The organism is Anaerosacchariphilus polymeriproducens (genome assembly GCF_003363435.1).
GTDB classification, from domain to species: Bacteria; Bacillota; Clostridia; order Lachnospirales; family Lachnospiraceae; genus Anaerosacchariphilus; species Anaerosacchariphilus polymeriproducens.
Genome location: NZ_QRCT01000050.1, coordinates 205925 through 225322 on the forward strand (window position 1 = coordinate 205925; position 19398 = coordinate 225322).

Below are 19398 nucleotides of genomic sequence, written 5' to 3' on the forward strand. Positions count from 1 at the left end.
AGGAATGCTTAAGTATGATAAATAAGGGTGTTATTAAATTGAAAGATCTTCTTATTTTCTTGGAAGTAAAAGGAGAAGAATACCAATTTTACGGGAATGAAGAAGAGGAAATCACAGGTTATTCCAGCCTGGATTATTATCAGGAAAATACAATGACATGGGCTCGTAGTATAGAGTATATCAAAAGAAGTGAAAAAGGTAATTATAAATTAATTATATTACCTCAGATTGAAGACGAGATAGAATGCCAGAATTATATAAAGGTAGAAGATCCACACCGAGCATTTTTTTATATTTTAGAAGAATTTTTTTCAAGTAAAACACAAGCAGAAATAGGGGTAAATAGTATCATAGATGAAACTGCAAAAATAGGGCAGAACGTTTCCATAGGTTATAATTGTGTAATAGGAAAAAATGTTTTCATTGGAGATAATACGAGAATTTATCATAATGTAGTGATAGCAGATAATGTTGTAATAGGAAAAAATTGTTTGATAAAGTCAGGTGCAATCATAGGGGAAGAAGGATTTGGCTTTTTAAAAACAAAAGAAGGATTATATCAACGAGTGGTACATTTAGGAAGTGTAATTTTAGAAGACAATGTAGAAGTTGGAGTCAATACTAACATAGACCGAGGAGTGATGCAAAATGTTGTGATTGGATTTAATTCAAAAATTGATAGTTTATGTCATATTGCACATAATGTAGAAATAGGAAGTAATACAGTTGTTGTTGCCGAGACCTGTGTAGGCGGCAGTACAAAAATTGGAAAAAATTGTTGGATAGGAACATCCAGTATTAAAAACTTATTAACGATAGGTGATAATGCGTTTATCGGTTTTGGGTCTAATGTAGTATCAGATATAGAAGAAAATACATTAGCATATGGAAATCCTGCAAAGGCAAAAGGAAAGATAGATTAGCATAAAAGGAGTTATTTATGAAAATAGCGGTTTTATCAAATATTAACATAGATCCCATTGTACGTAAATTGAGTAAAGTACAAAATATATTCCAAAATCAAGGTTATGGAAATATTTTTGAGAGTTTATATAATAAACAATCAGCATTACACCATTTCCAACCTAATGTTATTTTTTTTCTTATAGATTTAGAAAATTTGATAACAGTAGAGACAGAAGAAAATACCAATCCATTTGATGTAATTAATAACTGGTTTCAAAAAATAGAAGCAATTATGACAGAGGATACAGTTTATGTGATATCTAATGGCATTTGTTCTAGCGATTATTTGCTGGGGATAGAGGATTCAATAGAAATTGCAGAGATTGAATCCGAGTGGAATCATAGATTGAACAGTTTTTCGAAAGAGAATAATAATGTTTATCAATTTGACATACGTACTTTATGCAACAGACTTGGAAAGGAACAATTTTTTTCTACAAAATCGTGGTATCTTGGTAAAATCAAACATTCCAATATAGGACAACAATATATAGCAGACAATATTCAACTGTGGCTAAAGGCATATAGTAATAAAAATAAAAAAGTTCTTATACTTGATTTAGACAATACCCTTTGGGGTGGAGTCGTAGGTGAAGAAGGAGCTTTGGGAGTCAAAATCTCTGATAGTGGTATGGGTATGATTTTTCAAGAAGCCCAGAAGAAATTTTCCAAAATTAAAGATACCGGTGTTGTGTTATGTATCGCTTCAAAGAACAATTTGGAAGATGCAAAAGAAGTATTTGATAAAAATCCGAATATGATATTAAAATGGGATGATTTTGTTTTAAAGAAAATAAATTGGGAGCTAAAAAGCCAAAATATTAATGAGATAGCAAATGAATTAAATGTTGGCTTGGATTCCATTGTTTTTATTGATGACAATCCGGTGGAAAGAGAAATGGTAAAGGAAAATCTGCCGGATGTCATTGTTCCGGAATTTCCGACTAAAATAGATGCTTATGAAAAATTTATTGAAGAAGTCTATATCAATTATTTTTGGAAATTAAATCTAACTTCAGAAGATAAAAAGAAAACTGAAATTTATTTACAGAATGTTGCAAGAAATTCTTTAAAACAGACCTTAAGTTTTGAAGATTATTTAAAAAGTCTGGAATGCCAGGTTGGATTGATAGAAGATCCAAAAGATCATATAGAGAGAATAAATCAGCTCATTAATAAAACAAATCAGTTTAACCTGACTACGATTCGATATAGCGAACAGGAAATAAAAGAAATGCTTGATGATGATACTTATCGCTTTTATTTGTTTAATTGTAAAGATAAATTTGGAGATAACGGGATTATTTCATTGGTTATTACTAAAACAGAAAATGGACAAGCATATATTATTATGTTTACTATGAGTTGTAGAGTCATGGGACGTTTAATAGAAAATTATATTCTTGATTATGTTGAAAATGACATGAAAAAATTTGGTTATAAGGAAATAAATGCAAAATATGTTTATACGCAAAAGAGTAAACCGGTAGAAACTTTATATGAAAATTTAGGATATGAAATTCTAACAGCAAATGAGACACTAAAAGAGTATAGGTTGAATTTGGATACAAAAAGTAAGAGAACATTTTATGTGAATGGATGTGAATAGAGTGAAAAATATACATCATATCGGGTATTTAGTAAAAAATATAGAAGATTCTATTCAAGTTTTTGAAGCACTTGGATATGTAAAAGAAACAGAGATCATTAATGATGAAGCACGTGGTATTTATATTTGTTTTTTAATAAAAGATGGTTACCGCGTAGAATTAGTTTCACCAATTAATGAAAATTCAACAGTTTCAGGATTAATTAAGAAGCTTGGAAATACACCATATCATATCTGTTATGAAGTGGAAAAAATAGAAGAAGCAATTGATTCATTAAAGAAACAAAAATATGTATTATTACAAAAGCCCAAAGAGGCAGTAGCTATTGAAGGAAAAAGAGTTGCTTTTTTATACGAAAAAAATATTGGAATGATAGAATTAGTGGAGGTCATGTAATGGAAGAAAGATTAATTGAAATTGTAGCTGATATTTTGCAAATGGACAAAAAAGATGTTTCTATGGAGTTAGTACGTGAGAATGAAGAAAAATGGGATTCTTTAGCCCATGTTCAATTGGTAACTGAAATTGAAAATGAATTTAATTGTGAAATTGGTTTTGATGAAGTAGATGATATCAAGAGTGTAAAAGATTTTCTAAAATATATCAATGGAGAAAACTAAAATGAGAATATTAGCAGTTTATTGTTGCGGAGGTCTTGGTAAAGAAGTGATGGATCTTGCTCAAAGTATCAATAAAGTGGAGGATAAATGGGATCGCTTTATCTTTGTAGATGACAATGGGGCTATTGAAGAGATCAATGGAAGTAATGTATTTACATTCCAACAGGTTGTAGAGTTATTTAAAGAAGATAAAGTGGGATTTGTTATAGCATCCGGGGAACCTCATATCAGACGTATCTTACAAGAGAAAGTAGAACAGGCAGGGTATTCCTTAGTAAATATCATTGCAAAAAGTGTATCTCATATATCAGATTTGACACAGTTTGGAAAAGGGATCATTGTATTCCCAAACTGTTATATTGGACCGAATGTAAAGATAGGGGATAATTGTATCATACATGCAAATAATACTATCAGCCATGACAGTGAATTAGGAAATCATTGTATGTTATGCCCATCTGTAAGTGTAAGTGGAACGGTGAAAATTGGAAATGAAGTTTTTATTGGGATAGGTGCTACCATTAAAGATGAGATTGAAATTGAAGATTATGCGGTAGTGGGAATAGGTTCATCGGTAGTTAATAAATTAGATGAACGTGTTATTGTTATGAGTAGTCCTGCCCGAAAAATAGGTTTAAACACAAATAATTCCGTATGGTAAAAGAGTAAGGAGAAGCAAAATGTTTGTATCCAAAAAAAGATTATCACAAATGAGTAATGCGACAGATGAATTACATATGTTGAGTGAAGAAGATTTAAGCAAACTTCATGCATGTCTTTTAGAGTGTTTAAAAGATATTATGGAAGTATGTGATAAATATTCTATCAAACCTATGGTAGGAGGAGGCAGTGCAATAGGTCTTGTCCGTCATAATGGTTTCATTCCTTGGGATGATGATTTGGATATGATGATTTCAAGAAAAGACTATAATAAATTATTGAAAATTTTTAATAAAGAATTAGGTGATCGGTATTATTTGCTGGCCCCGGGAAGAAAGCAGGGAGCTAACTGCTATTTAGCAAGGATCATGCGTAAAGGAACTACGTATGTCAATATGTTGAGTGCGGGCGCAAAATATCCAAATTGTATTTATATTGATCTGACACCAATTGATTATGTTCCCAATAATAAGATAATGCGAAAGTGCAAAGGTTTTATTTCTAATGTATTAAAGTTTGCATCATATAGTGTTTTTTGGTACAAAAATCAAAATCCTTATTTAGCCAATTATATGAATAGTAACGAAGAAAGTAAAAAATATTATAAAAATAGATTGTTTGTAGGAATGTGCTTTTCTTTTCTGAGTGCGGAAAAGTGGTTTGCTATTTTTGATAAATTTGTACAGGGAAAGGAAACGAAGTATATGACGATTGCTTCGGGTAGAATGCATTACTCCGGAGAAATGCTGCATAAAGATGTTTTCTTTCCGGTAAAAGAAGGGAAATTTGAAGGGATAAAAGTTTATATTCCGAATGATATAGATAAATATTTATCTAATCTGTATGGAGATTATATGGAAATTCCTCCAGAAGATAAAAGGGAAAAACATTTATGTGTAGCATTTGATTGTAATCATGAACAGTAATGGAGGTTTGTATGAATTATGCATTAATATTCGCCGGTGGTACGGGAGCAAGAATGAATACCAAGACCAGGCCTAAGCAATTTTTGGAAGTGTATGGAAAAGACATTATCATATATACATTAGAACATTACGAAAACCACAAAGATATTGATGGTATTATTGTAGTATGTTTAAAAGAGTGGATTGAATATCTAAAAAAAATAATAAAAAAGAATGGCTTGGAGAAAATAAAATGGATTGTAGAAGGTGGGGAGACCGGACAGGAATCCATATACAATGGTATTCATAAGTTAATGCAAGAAGTTCCAGAAGATTCTACCGTTTTGGTACACGATGGAGTGCGCCCAATCATTGATGAGGATTTGATAACAAGAAATATCAAATCTGTAAAAGAACATGGAAGCGGAATTACCGTTGTACCTGCAGTGGAAACGATTGTACTGGAAAATGATGGGAATTGCGTGACGGATATTTATGAACGCTCTAAATGTAAGATGGCGAAAGCACCGCAATGCTTCATTCTAAAGGATGTATATGACGCACATCAAAAGGCAATAAAGGAAGGTAAGAAAAATTTTATTGATACAGCGTCTATTATGCATCATTATGGTTACAAACTGATCACAGTTGAAGGAAACAGTGAGAATATTAAAATTACAAATCCGGTAGATTATTATTTATTAAAAGCAATTCTGGATGCAAAAGAGAATTCTCAAATTTTTGGCTAGAAAAGGAGTGATCGTATGCTGATATCTCAAGACAAAATTTTACAAGAAGATATAGAAAACATAGTTTCATCTTCAATGCTGAAATGGGATAAATTCAAAGACACAAGAATATTAATAACCGGTGCAACAGGATTGCTTGGAAGTCAAATTGTTAGAACATTGATGTTGGCTAATGAAATTCGAGATTTAAATTTGAAAGTATTTGCTTTAGTAAGAAGTAAAGAAAAAGCAGAGAAAGTTTTCTCAGAAATTGATAAAAACGATAATTTGAATTTTATAGTTCAGGATATTCAAGATAAATTGGATATTCAAGAGTCTATTGATTATATTATACATGGAGCCAGTATGACATCATCAAAGAGTTTTGTGGAACAGCCGGTAGAAACGATTTATACCAGTATTGAAGGGTGCAATAATATTTTTGAATTTGCAAAAAATACAGCTTGTAAAGGCTGCGTCTATCTGTCTTCCATGGAAGTTTATGGTATAACGCAAAAGAAGGAAATTATGGAGGAAGATTTAGGTTATTTAAATCCATTAACGCCCAGAAGCAGCTATTCTGAAGGAAAAAGAATGTGCGAATGTCTGGCAGTATCCTATATGAGCGAATATCAAGTTCCGATAAAGGTCATCCGATTGACACAGACTTTTGGTCCCGGCGTAAGTAAAGAAGACAACAGGGTGTTCGCACAGTTTGCAAAGTGCACTCTGGAAAAATCAGATATTATTTTGCATACAAAAGGAGAAACGACAAGAAACTATTGTTATACCAAAGATGCAATCACAGCTATATTATTAGTACTTCTTGACGGAAAAGAAGGAGAAGCTTATAATGTCGCAAATGAGGAAACTGCAATTTCAATTTATGATATGGCAAAAATGCTTGTTGATCGATATGCGAATGGTGAGTTTGAGGTGAAAATTCAATTAGAAGACGAATCGAAACATGGCTATAATCCAGTTAATAGGACCTGCATCAGCAGTAAAAAAATAAATGGACTGGGATGGCAGCCAAGTGTTGGGTTAGAAGAGGCTTTTGAAAGAATGATTCAAAGTATGAAAGATACAGATTGAAAGGAATTCTATGAATAAATCAGTTGCAGTATTAATGAGTACGTATAATGGTGAAAAATATATACGTGAACAAATAGATAGTGTATTGGTACAAAAAAATGTGGATATCAGCTTAATTGTACGAGATGATAGTTCAAAGGATGGTACGACCAGTATTCTGAAGGAATATGAGAAAGCCGGAAAACTGAGGTTGCTTACAGGGATAAATATGGGTGTTGGAAATAGTTTTATGGAATTATTGTACCAGTCGCCGGATGCAGATTATTATGCTTTTTGTGATCAAGACGATATTTGGCTGCAAAATAAAATGGAAGTGGCAATTACTAAGTTAGAAAAACTGGAGACAAAAGCACCGGGATTATATATTTCTAATCAAACCTTAGTAAATGAAGATGGTAAAAAAATAAAAACTCGTTATCAAACGGAACCAAAACATAAGTTAGAAAATGTAATCTTTGCAAATTATATTGCCGGATGCACAATGGTCATGAACCAAAATTTGAGAAATATTCTGATTCAGCAAAAGCATAGACCGTCGCAAGAGTTTTTAGAATTGCGAATACATGATGTATGGGTCATGCTTGTTGCAAATTTATCCGGTAAAATTATTTATGATAAAAATTCTTATATCTTATATAGACAACACCAGAATAATGTTGTAGGCGCAAAAAGTATGGCTTTACATGAGAAGCTTCATGACAAATACAAGCGAATGGTAACAAAAAAATATAAAAAGGCTCGAAGCAAGACAGCAATAGAATTACAACGTTGTTTTGAGGGAGAGATAAGTCAGAAAGATAAAGAAATCCTAACTCTTTTTCAACATGCAAATTCAATTAGAGGTGTATACAACATAATGAATCATCCGAAACTTAAAAAAGCTATATTAGGAAACAAGGTGATATTTGTAATGAAGAGTTTAACAGGATGGATATAACATTCTTCGATAGAAAAGGAAGTTTCATATGAAATTGGATGAAATAATTAAAATACCAAATATAAAATTAAAAAGTTTATTTTCACTATTAATTGCAGTGAATGCAATTATACTTATGGAACCATATTTTGTTTGGACAACCTATCATAAAGGCATTTTGACACCATTGATAAACATTATGATTATTTTAAATCTGATTGCGATGGCAGTTATGATTTATTACTTGGGAGAAACGGTCAAAATGAAAAATCTGTTTATCTGTGGAGTGTTTTTATTTATATGCGTGTGGCAATATTATATTGGAACATTAACGACTCCTGGATTTAGTATAGGGAGTTTGTGTATTATAAGTACGATTTGTTTATTTATCTTATTGGATAAGGAGACACAGGCGGAAGCTTTTCGTATCTTTGCATGGTTGTTCGCAATCGCTATTTTACCAAGTATTATTTACTTTATTTTGAAAAGCATAGGTGTTTCCATGCCAATGAATATTCTTGAGTCAGAGCATATAGTGAAGGTCGCGACTGGAAAATATTATGAACAATATTTTGGAGGATTATTGATAGTCAATCCTTCAGCGAAAGAAATCCGATTATGTGGAATTTTCGATGAACCCGGGGTAGTTGGAACGTTCTGTGCTATAATCTTAGCAGCAGAAGGATTGAGGTTCAAAAAATCAATCAGAAATGTCATACTATTGTTAGGTGGTATTTTGTCACTTTCTTTGGCATTTTATCTTCTTCTTTTTATTATGATCATGCAGCAGGCGTATTTCAATGGATTCAAAAAGACAATACGTGTCTGTATTTTGGCAATTGCGGTTATCGTATTATTTTTTAATATAAAGTCAAATAATAAGTATATAAAATTGATACAGAACAGGTTTGACTTCCAAAGCAGTGCTGTTATTAAAAATAACAGGACAAATGAGGGGTTCAATAACGTGTTTGAAAAATTTATAGAAGATAAAAATAGCGATTTTTGGATAGGAAATGGTTATGAAGCTTCAGAGAAGAATGATCAGATGTATGGCAGTGCTTCTTATAAAAATTTAATATACAACCATGGAGTATTAGGGTTTCTTATTATTATGGCATGGCTAGCAGGAGTTGCAATTTTGTATGGAGGACTAAATTACAATACGATTATTTTTAGCAGTATATTTTTAATATCCGTTTATCAAAGGCCTTATATACTGAAAGTACCATATATGCTTGTGTTCTTCGGAGCTTTAGCATTGATTCGTTTAGAAGAGAAGTCCCCCAGTGAAAGCAAATTGAAAGTTAGGAGAGAAATATGTCTAAAGATATCTTAGTTTCTATTCCAATCTTAATTTATAATAATAGCACATTTCTTAAAAAGACGGTTGATTCTGTTTTAAAACAAACCTATCCTTCTATGGAAGTTATTATTAGTGACGACTGTTCAAAAAATTATGATGAAGTGTTGATAGAAAAACAAAAAAGAAGGTTAGAAGAGCAAGGGATAAAAGTAATTATTAACCACAATGAAGAGAATATTGGGACAGTTAAACATTTAAACAAAGTTATAGATATTATGACAGGACAGATTATGTGTAACTTAGCATGTGGAGACTGCTTTTACAATAAAGATACCATTCGAACGATTGTAAAACATTTTCAAAATAGTAATTATTTAGTTTTGACAGCAAAAAGAATGTGTATTAATGAAGAAAATGAAAAAGAATTATTTATATTACCTTCAAAAGTCGAACAACGGATTATTGAAAAAAGTAGAAAGAAAACATTAAATTTAATCTGTAATCGTAATGTAATTAGTGGTTCCGTTACTTATTACCATCGAAATGTTTTTGAGAAGTATGGGAAGTTTGATGAGAGAATGAGACTTTTGGAAGACTGGCCATATTATATAAAATTGTTAATGGCTAATGAAAAAATTGGGTTTCTTGATGAAATCACAATCTTATATCGATGGGGTGGTGTATCAAACAGCAAAAAGAGACATCCACTATTAATCAAAGATGAAGAAATATTAATTAATGAAATTTTATTGAAGAATAAAAATAAATTTACATTGAGTACTCGGCGTATGTTAGAATTTCGTAATATACGGCAATTTGGGGATAGAAGTAAATTAGGGTTGTTTTATTATATTTCACATATTGATGTAGTTACAAAATGGGTGTATTGGTATAAGAAAAAGAAGGTTCAGAACAAGAGATTAATTAAGAAAGCGCAATGTTAGTTTGTGTAGAAAGGAAGAAACATGTATAATACGGGAATGTTAAAATTCAGATGCATAAAAGATCAATATGGACATTTGACTCCTATTGAAGCAACGAATGATATACCATTTGAAGTGAAACGGATTTACTATATTACAAATGTAGAATCAAATGTGACAAGAGGATTTCATTCACACAAAAAATTGCATCAGGTTCTAATCTGTGTCAATGGGTCTGTAAAAATCCGTTTAAAAATTCCGAATGATCAAAGTACAGTTGAATTAAATGATAAATCAGAAGGTTTGTATATTGGACCTATGGTTTGGAGGGAAATGTATGATTTCTCTGAAGGTGCAGTATTATTGGTATTGGCATCTGAACATTATGATGAAAATGATTATATTAGAAATTATGATTTTTACGTAAATGAAGCAAAAAAGACATTTGATGATGAATCAGACATTTGAGAGGAGGCCGTTTCGTGGTAAAAAAAGGTAACAACGTAATAGTCAAAGAAGGAGTAATACTTGGTGAAAATGTTGTTTTGGAGGACGATGTTTTTATTGATTATAATTGTATTATTAGAGATAATGTAACTTTAAAAAAAGGAACTATGGTAGGTGCTAATTGCATTTTAGGAGAATATCAGATGGATTTCTTTAAGACTAGAAATCCCGGCAAACATCCACTAGTAATTGGCGAGAATGCAATAATCAGAAGCGGAACCATTATTTATGGAGATTCAACGATTGGAGATCATTTTCAGACAGGACATAATGTTACCATTCGTGAAAAAGCCAAAATTGGAAATCATGTAAGCTTCGGTACTTTATCTGATATTCAAGGGGATTGTGAAATTGGAAATTATGTAAGAGCTCATAGTAATGTGCATATTGGTCAAAAATCAGTAATAGATGATTTTGTTTGGATTTTCCCTTATACAGTCCTGATGAATGATCCAACACCACCATCAGAAGTTATGCTTGGCGTGCACATTGAATCATTTGCTATTGTTGCGACCGGTAGTTTATTACTCCCTGGAGTAACGGTTGAAAAGGATACTCTTATTGCTGCAGGTTCCGTTGTTATCAAAGATGTGAAAGAAACTTCTATTGTTGGAGGGAATCCGGCAAAAGTCATCTCAGATATATCCAAAATAAAGAATCGTTTTACAGGTGAAAAAGTATACCCATGGAGATATACTTTTAAAAGAGGTATGCCTTGGGAAGATAGTGATTATGATACATGGTATGCTCAGATTGAAAAGCAATTGAAAATCTAAAAAAGAGAGAGAAGTGAAGATATGAAAATTCCATTTGTTTCTTTTGAGACAATGCATAATGAGATAAAAGATGAAATGATAGGTTCTTTTCAAAGAGTATTGGAAAAAAATATGTTTATTAAAGGAGAAGAACTTGAAAAATTCGAACAAGAATACGCGAATTATTGTGGTACAAAATATTGTGTCGGATGTGGAAATGGTCTGGATGCATTATATTTAATATTGAAAGCGTATGATATAGGAAATGGTGATGAAGTCATCATTCCTTCTAATACATTTATTGCAACAGCTCTTGCAGTTTCTTATGCGGGTGCAGTGCCGGTATTGGTCGAACCTGAAAATGACAGCTATTTAATAAATCCGAAGTTAATTGAGGAAAAAATAACGGATAAGACCAAAGCTATTATTCCTGTACATTTGTATGGATCTATAGCAGATATGGATGAAATAAATCAGATAGCAAAAAAATACAGTTTGAAAGTAATTGAAGATAGTGCTCAGGCTCATGGAGCATTATATAAAGGAAAAAGAGCAGGCAGTTTAGGTGATGCGGCAGGATTTAGTTTTTATCCCGGAAAGAATCTGGGTGCACTAGGCGATGGTGGTGCTGTTGTTACGAATGATGAGGAGCTTGCTGAAAAAGTTAGAGCGTTGGGAAATTATGGTTCCAAAATAAAATATCATCATATTCTGCAAGGAAATAATTCTCGATTAGATGAAGTACAGGCTGCTTTTTTACGTATTAAATTACATGAGTTAGATAAATGGAATCATAAGAGGAATGAAATAGCTTCCATGTATCTGGATGGCATTCAGAATAATAAAATTATTATGCCAAAAGTTTATGATGAAAAATATTCAGTTTGGCATGTATTTGTCGTTCGTACAGAAAATAGAGATGAATTTGAAAAATACTTAAATCAAAATGGAATCGGAACTACAATTCACTACCCTATACCAATTCATATGCAGGAGTCTTATTTAAGTTTGGGAATAGAGGAAGGTTCACTCCCGATTTCGGAAGAACTTGCAAAAACAGTAATTAGTCTTCCGATGTATTACGGATTGAAAGAGGAGGAGATTAATTACATAATTAATATAATTAATCAATATTAGAAGAAATGAAGAAATTAAAGTTATTTATTGAAAACTTTTTAGCATATGGGCTTGTTAATATACTAAATAAAATTGTACCATTGATCATGTTGCCAATATTAGCAAAAATATTGAAAGATACGGCTGATTTTGGTGTTTTCGATATGTTCATTACAATTATCAATTTTGGTTCAGCATTCGCTGTTTTAGGTGTTTATGATTCTATGTTCCGAGAATATTTTGAAAAAGATAGTGAAGATTATAAAGCAAAGGTCACTTCTTCGGCAATGGTTATCGTATTCATTGCCTCAATGATTGTTATGTTTTTCATGATACTATTTAGGGCTGCTTTTTCAAAAATATTTTTTGGAAATTATAATTGTATTAACATTGTTATTATGTCAGCTGTTGGAATATTTTTTATGGCAAATAGAAATATTATTTCAGCGCCAACACGGATACAAAATAAGAGGAAAATATATGTAGTTTCAGGGTTACTGAATTCTTTGGGATATTATTTATTAGCCATTTATTTGTTGCAAAAAGGTTTCGGATATAATGGAATGATTTATGCAAATTTGATTGCATCAATAATTATATTTGCTTTCTTCTTAAAAATAAATTATAAACATTTTAGTTTCAAAAAATATGACAAGCCGGTTGCAAAAGAGTTATTACGTGTTGGACTGCCTACCTTACCGGTTTTTTTAATATATTGGGTATTCAGTTCTTTTGATAAGATTATCATAATGAATGTATTAGGTGCTGGGCAACAAGGGATATATTCCATGGGTCTGCGTGTAGCATCAGTAAGTCAGCTTATTTATTCAGCTTTCGCAGGAGGCTGGCAGTATTTTGCTTTTTCTACTATGAAAGACGACGATCAAGTGGGAATGACATCAAAAATTTTTGAATACCTTGGCGTTATATCATTAATCATGTTCGCTATCGTTACACCAATGAGTAATTGGGTATTTCAATTATTTTTCTCAGGGGATTTTGAAAAAGCGGGAGTTGTATTTCCATATTTGTTTTTGTCACCTTTACTATTAATGGTGTTTCAAGTCGCAAGTAATCAGCTTTTGGTAGTGAAAAAGACATATATGATCACGGGCTCCTTGTGCATTGGAGTGATAGTAAACGTAGTATTGAACTATGTACTTATTGATAAATTCGGTATTAAAGGCTGCTCTGCTGCAACTTTAATTGGATACATCGTATCCGTTATTCTTATTGTAGCAATTACCACCAAAATGGATCTGTTGAAAATAAAAGGAAGATTTGGTATTGTTTCCTTAATTGCTGCTATAAGTACTTTTTTATTATTTATTGGGAACAACTATTATATTATTGGAATGATTGCAGTATGTATCTCAACAATTGTACTTTATATGCCTGATTTTAAAAATTTAATTTTACTAATTAAAAATAGAAAGTAAAGTTGAGAAAGGAATTGAAACATGGTATTCTCGAGTAAGTTATTTTTATTTATATTTTTGCCGGCAGTATTAGGTATTTATTTTTTATTGCCCAAAAAGATGAGAAATGTATTTTTGTTTTTTGTTAGTTTATTGTTCTATGGATGGGGAGAACCAAAATTTGTTTTCGCTTTACTGACATCGGTACTTTTAAACTATATATTAGGCTTATTAGTAGATAAATATCGAGATGATAAATTTAAAATTAGAATATTAATGGTAATTTTAGTCTTGTTTAATATTGGGTTATTGATAGTCTTTAAATATCTTAATTTTATTATACGCAATTTAAATTTAATAGTGGAAGGAAGAATTCCACAGACCAATATTGCATTGCCCATTGGAATTTCATTTTTTACTTTCCAGGCAATGTCTTATGTAATTGATATTTATAGAAAACGTGGAGAAGTGCAAAAAAACCCATTGAATGTTGGTTTGTATGTGGCTTTATTTCCTCAATTAGTTGCTGGACCGATTGTTAGATATGAAACAGTGGCTTACGAAATTAATCACCGGAAAGAAAAACTTGATGAGTTTGCATTTGGGGTAAAACGGTTTTTAGAGGGATTAGCAAAAAAAGTCTTAATTGCAAATACGCTTGCAATAGTAGCTGACAAAGCTTTTGCAATAGCTGGAGCAGGAACATTAAGCATATCATTTGCATGGCTCGGTGCGGTTGCATACTCTTTGCAATTGTTCTTCGATTTTTCGGGATATTCAGAGATGGCGATTGGATTGGGGCTAATGTTTGGGTTCCATTTTGAAGAAAACTTTAATTATCCATATATTTCAAAGTCTGTTTCCGAATTTTGGAGAAGGTGGCATATTTCTTTAGGCACTTGGTTTAGAGATTATGTTTATATATCGCTTGGAGGTTCCAGAGTAAAATCTAAGTTACTTTTGTTTCGCAATTTATTTGCAGTCTGGTTTTTAACAGGAGTATGGCATGGCGCGAACTGGACGTTTATTGCATGGGGACTTATGTATTTTGTTTTAATTGCATTTGAGAAATTTTCCGGCTATCCTGAGCGATTTAAATATAAGGTTTCTAAAATAACTTATCAGCTTTTTACAATTATCTGTGTAATATGTGGATGGGTTTTATTCCGTTCCAATTCCATTCATCAGGGAGTTTATTTTTTAAAAACTATGTTTGGGATTTCCGGAAACCAGATATTTGACTCAAGTGCGTTATTTTATTTTAAAGAATATTTCATTTACTTTGTTTTTGCTTTCCTTTTATCGACACCAATATTTAAATGGCTGGTAGAAAAAATCAGTAATAAAGAAAAAGCAATTAAAATCTATAAAATTGCAATGCCCATCGTATACAGTTTTATATTTATTGTAGTGATTGCGGAATTAGTAGTAAATACACACAATCCATTTATTTACTTTAACTTTTAATAACAAATATAGAGGTGCGAAATGGAAAAGATGAAAGAAAACAGGTTATTAATGTTCTTCTTCTTAATTATCATAATTGGTGTAAGTTTTTTGAATTTAAAAAATGTATTATCTTCATTTGAAAATGTACAGGGTAAAACATTAGAAGAAAAATTTCAATCGTTCGAAACAACTTATAATACAAATTTTGCAGGACAGCATACTTTGATAAACGCAGATGGATACATGGCCAAATTGATTGGAAGAAGAAGTTTTAATAATAGAATAAAATTAAATAATGGTCGTTTGGTTGAAGTTTATGGAAAAGCAGATATTTCTAAGCAGGCAGAGAATGTAGTCAATTTAAATCGTTTTTTAGACGACAAGGAAATTCCGTTTTTGTGGATTCAAACGCCCTGTTCCATCAATAAATACGATAAGGAACTGCCTGAAGGGATAGAAGATCATTCCAATGAAAATGCTGATAAACTTTTAAATGAATTTGATAAAAATAGAGTAAATTATCTCGATTTAAGAGAAAATATTAATAAGAGTAATTTAGATTATGATTCTTTATTTTTTAAGACAGATCATCATTGGAATATAGAAGGTGCTTTTTTTGCATATACTCAAATCGTAGAGGAACTGAACAAAAATTATGGTTTTAAGATAGATAAAGAAAAAACAAATATTAATAATTTTGAGAAGAAAATCTATAAAGATTGGTTTCTAGGAAGCTGTGGTAAAAGAACTGGAATTTACTATGCTGGTATTGATGATATTAGTTTGATCTATCCCAAATTTGAGACCAACATGTCATTAGAACTACCTTATTCCCGAGTTTATCGGGAAGGCACTTTCGAACAGGCAATTTTTGATATGAACAGAATAAAAGAAAAAAATTATTTTGGAGACATTGCTTATGCTGTATATACTGGTAGTGATTATCCACTAGTTATTCACAAAAATAATTTAGTAAAAGATAATAAGAAGATATTAATTATTAAAGACTCATATGTATTACCGTTGGAAAGCTTCCTTTCTACTTGCGTAGGTCAAATTGATGTTATCGATTTGCGTCATTTTACAGATAAATCGGTCTATGATTATGTAAAAGAAACGAAGCCGGATATCGTGTTACAAGTGATACAGCCGCCTTCTGTAGCAAATATGGAGCATTTTCAGTATAACTAGAACAAGTATGAAGGTTTACAGTAGTTTTAACATATGCTAGAATATTAAAGTACTTTATCAATAGAAGAATAAGAAATTGATTATAAACAAAAGGAAAAGAAAATGAAAAGACAAATTAGAAGTAAGGTATTAGTGTATAGGAGAATTTTTTTAATACTCTGTGATATTGTTTCGGTTGTTATAGCTTCAATAGCTGCGATTTTATTGCGTTTTGATTTACAATATTCTTATAGTGTAACAGAATACATGGATACCATGCTGAAATATTTACCTTTTAATATAGTAGTTACACTTATTATATTTTATTTGTTCCGATTATATCACAGTTTATGGACATATGCAGGTGCGACAGAAATGGCAAATATTGTTTCTGCTTGTATTATTTCATCTTTAATACAAACAGTGGGAATGTTAGCAGCTAATCATCCGAATTATTATGCAGTACCAAGAAGCTACTATTTATTGTATGGTATGTGTTTGTTGATATTAATCATTGGAAGCAGATTTTCTTACCGGGTCCTGCGCTCTGTAATACAGAGAAGAACAGTTAGGGCAATGAGAAAAAATGTAATGATTATTGGGGCAGGAAATGCAGGAAATGCGTTAATCAAAGAAATGAATACAAGTCACTACTTGCAAAAAAACGTTTGTTGTGTGATTGACGATGACCATTTAAAAGTCGGAAATTATATTCACGGAGTAAAGGTTGCCGGTGGAAGAGAAGAAATTATTGAAATGGTAGCATCTTATCGGATCGATGAAATAATAATAGCAATGCCATCAGCTTCCAAACAAGTGATTAAAGAAATTTTGGATATATGTAAAGAAACGAAATGTGAGTTAAAGACGCTTCCGGGAATCTATCAATTAGTAAATGGAGAAGTAAGTGTAAGTACCCTTAGAAAAGTTGATGTACTTGATTTGCTAGGTAGAGAGCAGATTAAGGTTGATTTATGTTCTATTATGAAGTATGTTGAGGACAAAGTTGTTTTGGTTACTGGTGGAGGGGGATCTATCGGAAGTGAATTATGTCGGCAGATAGCCACACAAAATCCCAAAAAATTAATTATTGTAGATATTTACGAAAATAATGCATATGACATTCAACAGGAATTAATTAAGAAATACCCTAAATTAGACTTGGTCGTATTAATAGCTTCTATTAGAAATTCTAGCCGTATCAATAGTATATTTGAGATATATAAACCTAATATTGTATATCATGCAGCAGCACACAAACATGTACCATTGATGGAAGTGAGTCCGAATGAAGCGATCAAAAACAATGTTTTTGGCACTTGGATTGCTGCAGAGGCTGCTGTTACTCATAGTGTTGAAAAGTTTGTCTTGATTTCAACAGATAAGGCAGTGAATCCGACCAATATAATGGGCGCCTCTAAACGTATGTGTGAGATGATTGTTCAATCTTATAACAAAAGAGGTACTACTGAATTTGTTGCAGTACGCTTTGGTAATGTATTAGGTAGTAACGGAAGTGTAATTCCTTTATTTAAAAAGCAAATCAAGGAAGGTGGACCTGTTACTGTTACACATCCAGATATAATCCGTTATTTTATGACGATTCCGGAAGCAGTTTCTTTAGTATTACAAGCAGGAGCATATGCAAAAGGTGGAGAAATCTTTGTATTAGACATGGGAGAACCTGTTAAAATATTAGAACTGGCTAATAACTTGATTCGTTTATCAGGCTATATTCCTGGTGAAGATATTAAAATAGAATTTACCGGTTTACGCCCGGGTGAAAAACTGTATGAAGAACTTTTAATGGAAGAAGAAGGAATGCAGGATACGAAAAATAAGTTGATTCATATCGGAAAGCCAATTGAATTTGATGAAAAAGAATTTTTTGAGAAGCTTGAAGAGTTGAAAGAAATTGTTAAAAATGAAAACAATGAAATTAAAAAAGAGATCCAGAAATTAGTACCCACGTATGTAATAAAAGAATATGAATAAAAAGGTGAGTTGAGGAAATAGAAATGACTTTTTCGAAAGATGATACGTTGGCAATTAAGGGAATTAGTATTTTGTTTATGCTTACACATCACAATTTCCGAGTCACAACATTATTTAAAGATCAAATAGTAAATTTTGCACCGTTTACGCAAGATTTTGTAGTAGATATCGCTTTATTTTTTAAAATTTGTGTAAGTTTATTTGTTTTTGTCAGTAGTTATGGTTTAGCATTATCCTTGAAGAATACGATAGGAAAACATGAGGTAAAAGTAGGATTTCAATTTGAAAAGTGGTTAACCACCCGGTTGATATCTGTACTATCAGGCTATTGGTTTGTTTTTATTCTTTCAAGTATTGTCTGCCAGTTCATAGATCAACGAACTACTGATATATATTTTAATAAAAATCTTACGACAGGTGTTATGTCAATGGTAGTAGATTTTTTGGGATTGGGTAAATTATTTGGCATAAAGCAATTAAATGGGACATGGTGGTATATGAGTGCTGCAATAATGATAATTGTTTTTGTACCTATCATATATTTTGCTTTTAAGAAATTTGGTTATATATTAACACTTGTATTATGCATAGGTCTTCCAAGAGTTCTTAAGCTTGAACATACCGGAACTGATTTTAAATCGTATTTATTTCTTGTTATAATGGGAATGATTATTGCAGAGTATAATATTCTTGGAAGACTAAAGGAATTTAAGATTGTAAAAAATTTTTATATAAATAAAGTAATTAAATTTGTAGTATTAAGTATTCTTATTTGCATTAGTTATAAAGCTTATTTGCAGCTTCCGATGAAACAATTTTGGGAAATTAAATTAGGTATTATACCAATACTAGTTATATATTTTAGTTATGAATTTATTACGGAACTTCCGATTTTAGGCACTATTCTAAAATTTATTGGGAAGCATTCGATGAACATTTTTTTAGTACATACATTTATAAGAGCTTATTATTTAAAAGACTTTACATATTCATTTCAGCATTTTATATTGATTATTGCAGTATTATTGTTAATTTCAATTGCTATATCCATCGTAATTGAATACTTTAAGAAAATTCTTCGATATCAAAAAATGATTGATAGAATCAAAAAATTTTGCATTGGTAAGCTTGAATTATTATATAATACTTAAAAAATTCGGCAAAGTCGTGATTATCGACTATGCCGTTTTTCATTTTTTCCCCAAGTTTAAAATCATGCATACACTTATTGATAAAGAAATAACCCATACAGGAGTATT

General features: G+C 31.3%; 19 protein-coding genes. All 19 read left to right on the plus strand.

Annotated elements, in window-relative coordinates:
- Positions 1 to 14 precede the first annotated feature (14 nt).
- The 19 genes from DWV06_RS16395 to DWV06_RS16485 all read left to right on the plus strand — a co-directional run bounded on the left by DWV06_RS16395 (position 15) and on the right by DWV06_RS16485 (position 19290).
- A complete protein-coding gene (locus DWV06_RS16395) occupies positions 15 to 923 on the plus strand; it encodes a UDP-3-O-(3-hydroxymyristoyl)glucosamine N-acyltransferase (RefSeq protein ID WP_115483280.1) in 909 nt (302 codons plus the stop codon).
- Positions 924 to 940: 17 nt separating this feature from the next.
- On the plus strand, positions 941 to 2575 hold the full coding sequence (locus DWV06_RS16400; protein WP_115483282.1) for an HAD-IIIC family phosphatase: 1635 nt from the start codon (positions 941 to 943) through the stop codon (positions 2573 to 2575).
- A 1-nt stretch (position 2576) separates the two neighbouring features.
- Positions 2577 to 2972, plus strand: a complete 396-nt coding sequence (locus tag DWV06_RS16405; RefSeq protein ID WP_235828990.1) for a VOC family protein — start codon at positions 2577 to 2579, stop codon at positions 2970 to 2972.
- Complete coding sequence (locus DWV06_RS16410) at positions 2972 to 3196, plus strand: acyl carrier protein (protein ID WP_115483285.1); 225 nt, start codon at positions 2972 to 2974, stop codon at positions 3194 to 3196. Before DWV06_RS16405 ends, DWV06_RS16410 begins: the two co-directional genes overlap by 1 nt.
- 1 nt (position 3197) lies before the next feature.
- On the plus strand, positions 3198 to 3857 hold the full coding sequence (locus tag DWV06_RS16415) for an acetyltransferase (protein WP_162300666.1): 660 nt from the start codon (positions 3198 to 3200) through the stop codon (positions 3855 to 3857).
- Between the two features lie 19 nt (positions 3858 to 3876).
- Complete coding sequence (locus tag DWV06_RS16420; protein ID WP_115483288.1) at positions 3877 to 4782, plus strand: LicD family protein; 906 nt, start codon at positions 3877 to 3879, stop codon at positions 4780 to 4782.
- 11 nt (positions 4783 to 4793) lie between these two features.
- A complete protein-coding gene (locus DWV06_RS16425; RefSeq protein WP_115483289.1) occupies positions 4794 to 5510 on the plus strand; it encodes an IspD/TarI family cytidylyltransferase in 717 nt (238 codons plus the stop codon).
- A gap of 15 nt (positions 5511 to 5525) precedes the next feature.
- Positions 5526 to 6584 (plus strand): NAD-dependent epimerase/dehydratase family protein, encoded by a 1059-nt coding sequence (locus DWV06_RS16430; RefSeq protein WP_115483290.1) that lies wholly within the window; start codon positions 5526 to 5528, stop codon positions 6582 to 6584.
- Positions 6585 to 6594: 10 nt separating this feature from the next.
- Positions 6595 to 7521 carry a glycosyltransferase family 2 protein gene (locus DWV06_RS16435; protein ID WP_115483291.1) on the plus strand — a complete coding sequence of 309 codons (927 nt, stop codon included), beginning with the start codon at positions 6595 to 6597 and terminating at the stop codon, positions 7519 to 7521.
- Positions 7522 to 7549: 28 nt separating this feature from the next.
- Positions 7550 to 8839: a hypothetical protein gene (locus DWV06_RS16440; RefSeq protein WP_115483293.1), complete on the plus strand. Its 1290-nt coding sequence runs from the start codon at positions 7550 to 7552 to the stop codon at positions 8837 to 8839.
- Positions 8821 to 9750, plus strand: coding sequence for a glycosyltransferase (locus DWV06_RS16445; protein WP_115483294.1), 930 nt, complete (start codon positions 8821 to 8823; stop codon positions 9748 to 9750). The genes DWV06_RS16440 and DWV06_RS16445 overlap by 19 nt, the downstream gene beginning before the upstream one ends.
- 21 nt (positions 9751 to 9771) lie before the next feature.
- Entirely contained in the window at positions 9772 to 10197 is a 426-nt protein-coding gene (locus DWV06_RS16450) for a sugar 3,4-ketoisomerase (protein ID WP_115483295.1), read from the plus strand.
- Positions 10198 to 10211: 14 nt separating this feature from the next.
- Complete coding sequence (locus DWV06_RS16455; protein WP_115483296.1) at positions 10212 to 11012, plus strand: acyltransferase; 801 nt, start codon at positions 10212 to 10214, stop codon at positions 11010 to 11012.
- 21 nt (positions 11013 to 11033) lie between these two features.
- Positions 11034 to 12128 (plus strand): DegT/DnrJ/EryC1/StrS family aminotransferase, encoded by a 1095-nt coding sequence (locus DWV06_RS16460; protein WP_115483297.1) that lies wholly within the window; start codon positions 11034 to 11036, stop codon positions 12126 to 12128.
- A 5-nt stretch (positions 12129 to 12133) separates the two neighbouring features.
- On the plus strand, positions 12134 to 13546 hold the full coding sequence (locus DWV06_RS16465; protein WP_115483299.1) for an oligosaccharide flippase family protein: 1413 nt from the start codon (positions 12134 to 12136) through the stop codon (positions 13544 to 13546).
- Between the two features lie 21 nt (positions 13547 to 13567).
- The gene (locus DWV06_RS16470) at positions 13568 to 14992 is read left to right on the plus strand and encodes an MBOAT family O-acyltransferase (RefSeq protein WP_115483301.1); all 1425 of its coding nucleotides are present in this window, start codon (positions 13568 to 13570) and stop codon (positions 14990 to 14992) included.
- A 21-nt stretch (positions 14993 to 15013) separates the two neighbouring features.
- Entirely contained in the window at positions 15014 to 16165 is a 1152-nt protein-coding gene (locus tag DWV06_RS16475) for a DHHW family protein (RefSeq protein ID WP_115483303.1), read from the plus strand.
- A 102-nt stretch (positions 16166 to 16267) separates the two neighbouring features.
- On the plus strand, positions 16268 to 18139 hold the full coding sequence (locus DWV06_RS16480) for a polysaccharide biosynthesis protein (protein WP_115483304.1): 1872 nt from the start codon (positions 16268 to 16270) through the stop codon (positions 18137 to 18139).
- Positions 18140 to 18162: 23 nt separating this feature from the next.
- Positions 18163 to 19290, plus strand: a complete 1128-nt coding sequence (locus DWV06_RS16485; RefSeq protein WP_115483306.1) for an acyltransferase family protein — start codon at positions 18163 to 18165, stop codon at positions 19288 to 19290.
- Positions 19291 to 19398: the final 108 nt, after the last annotated feature.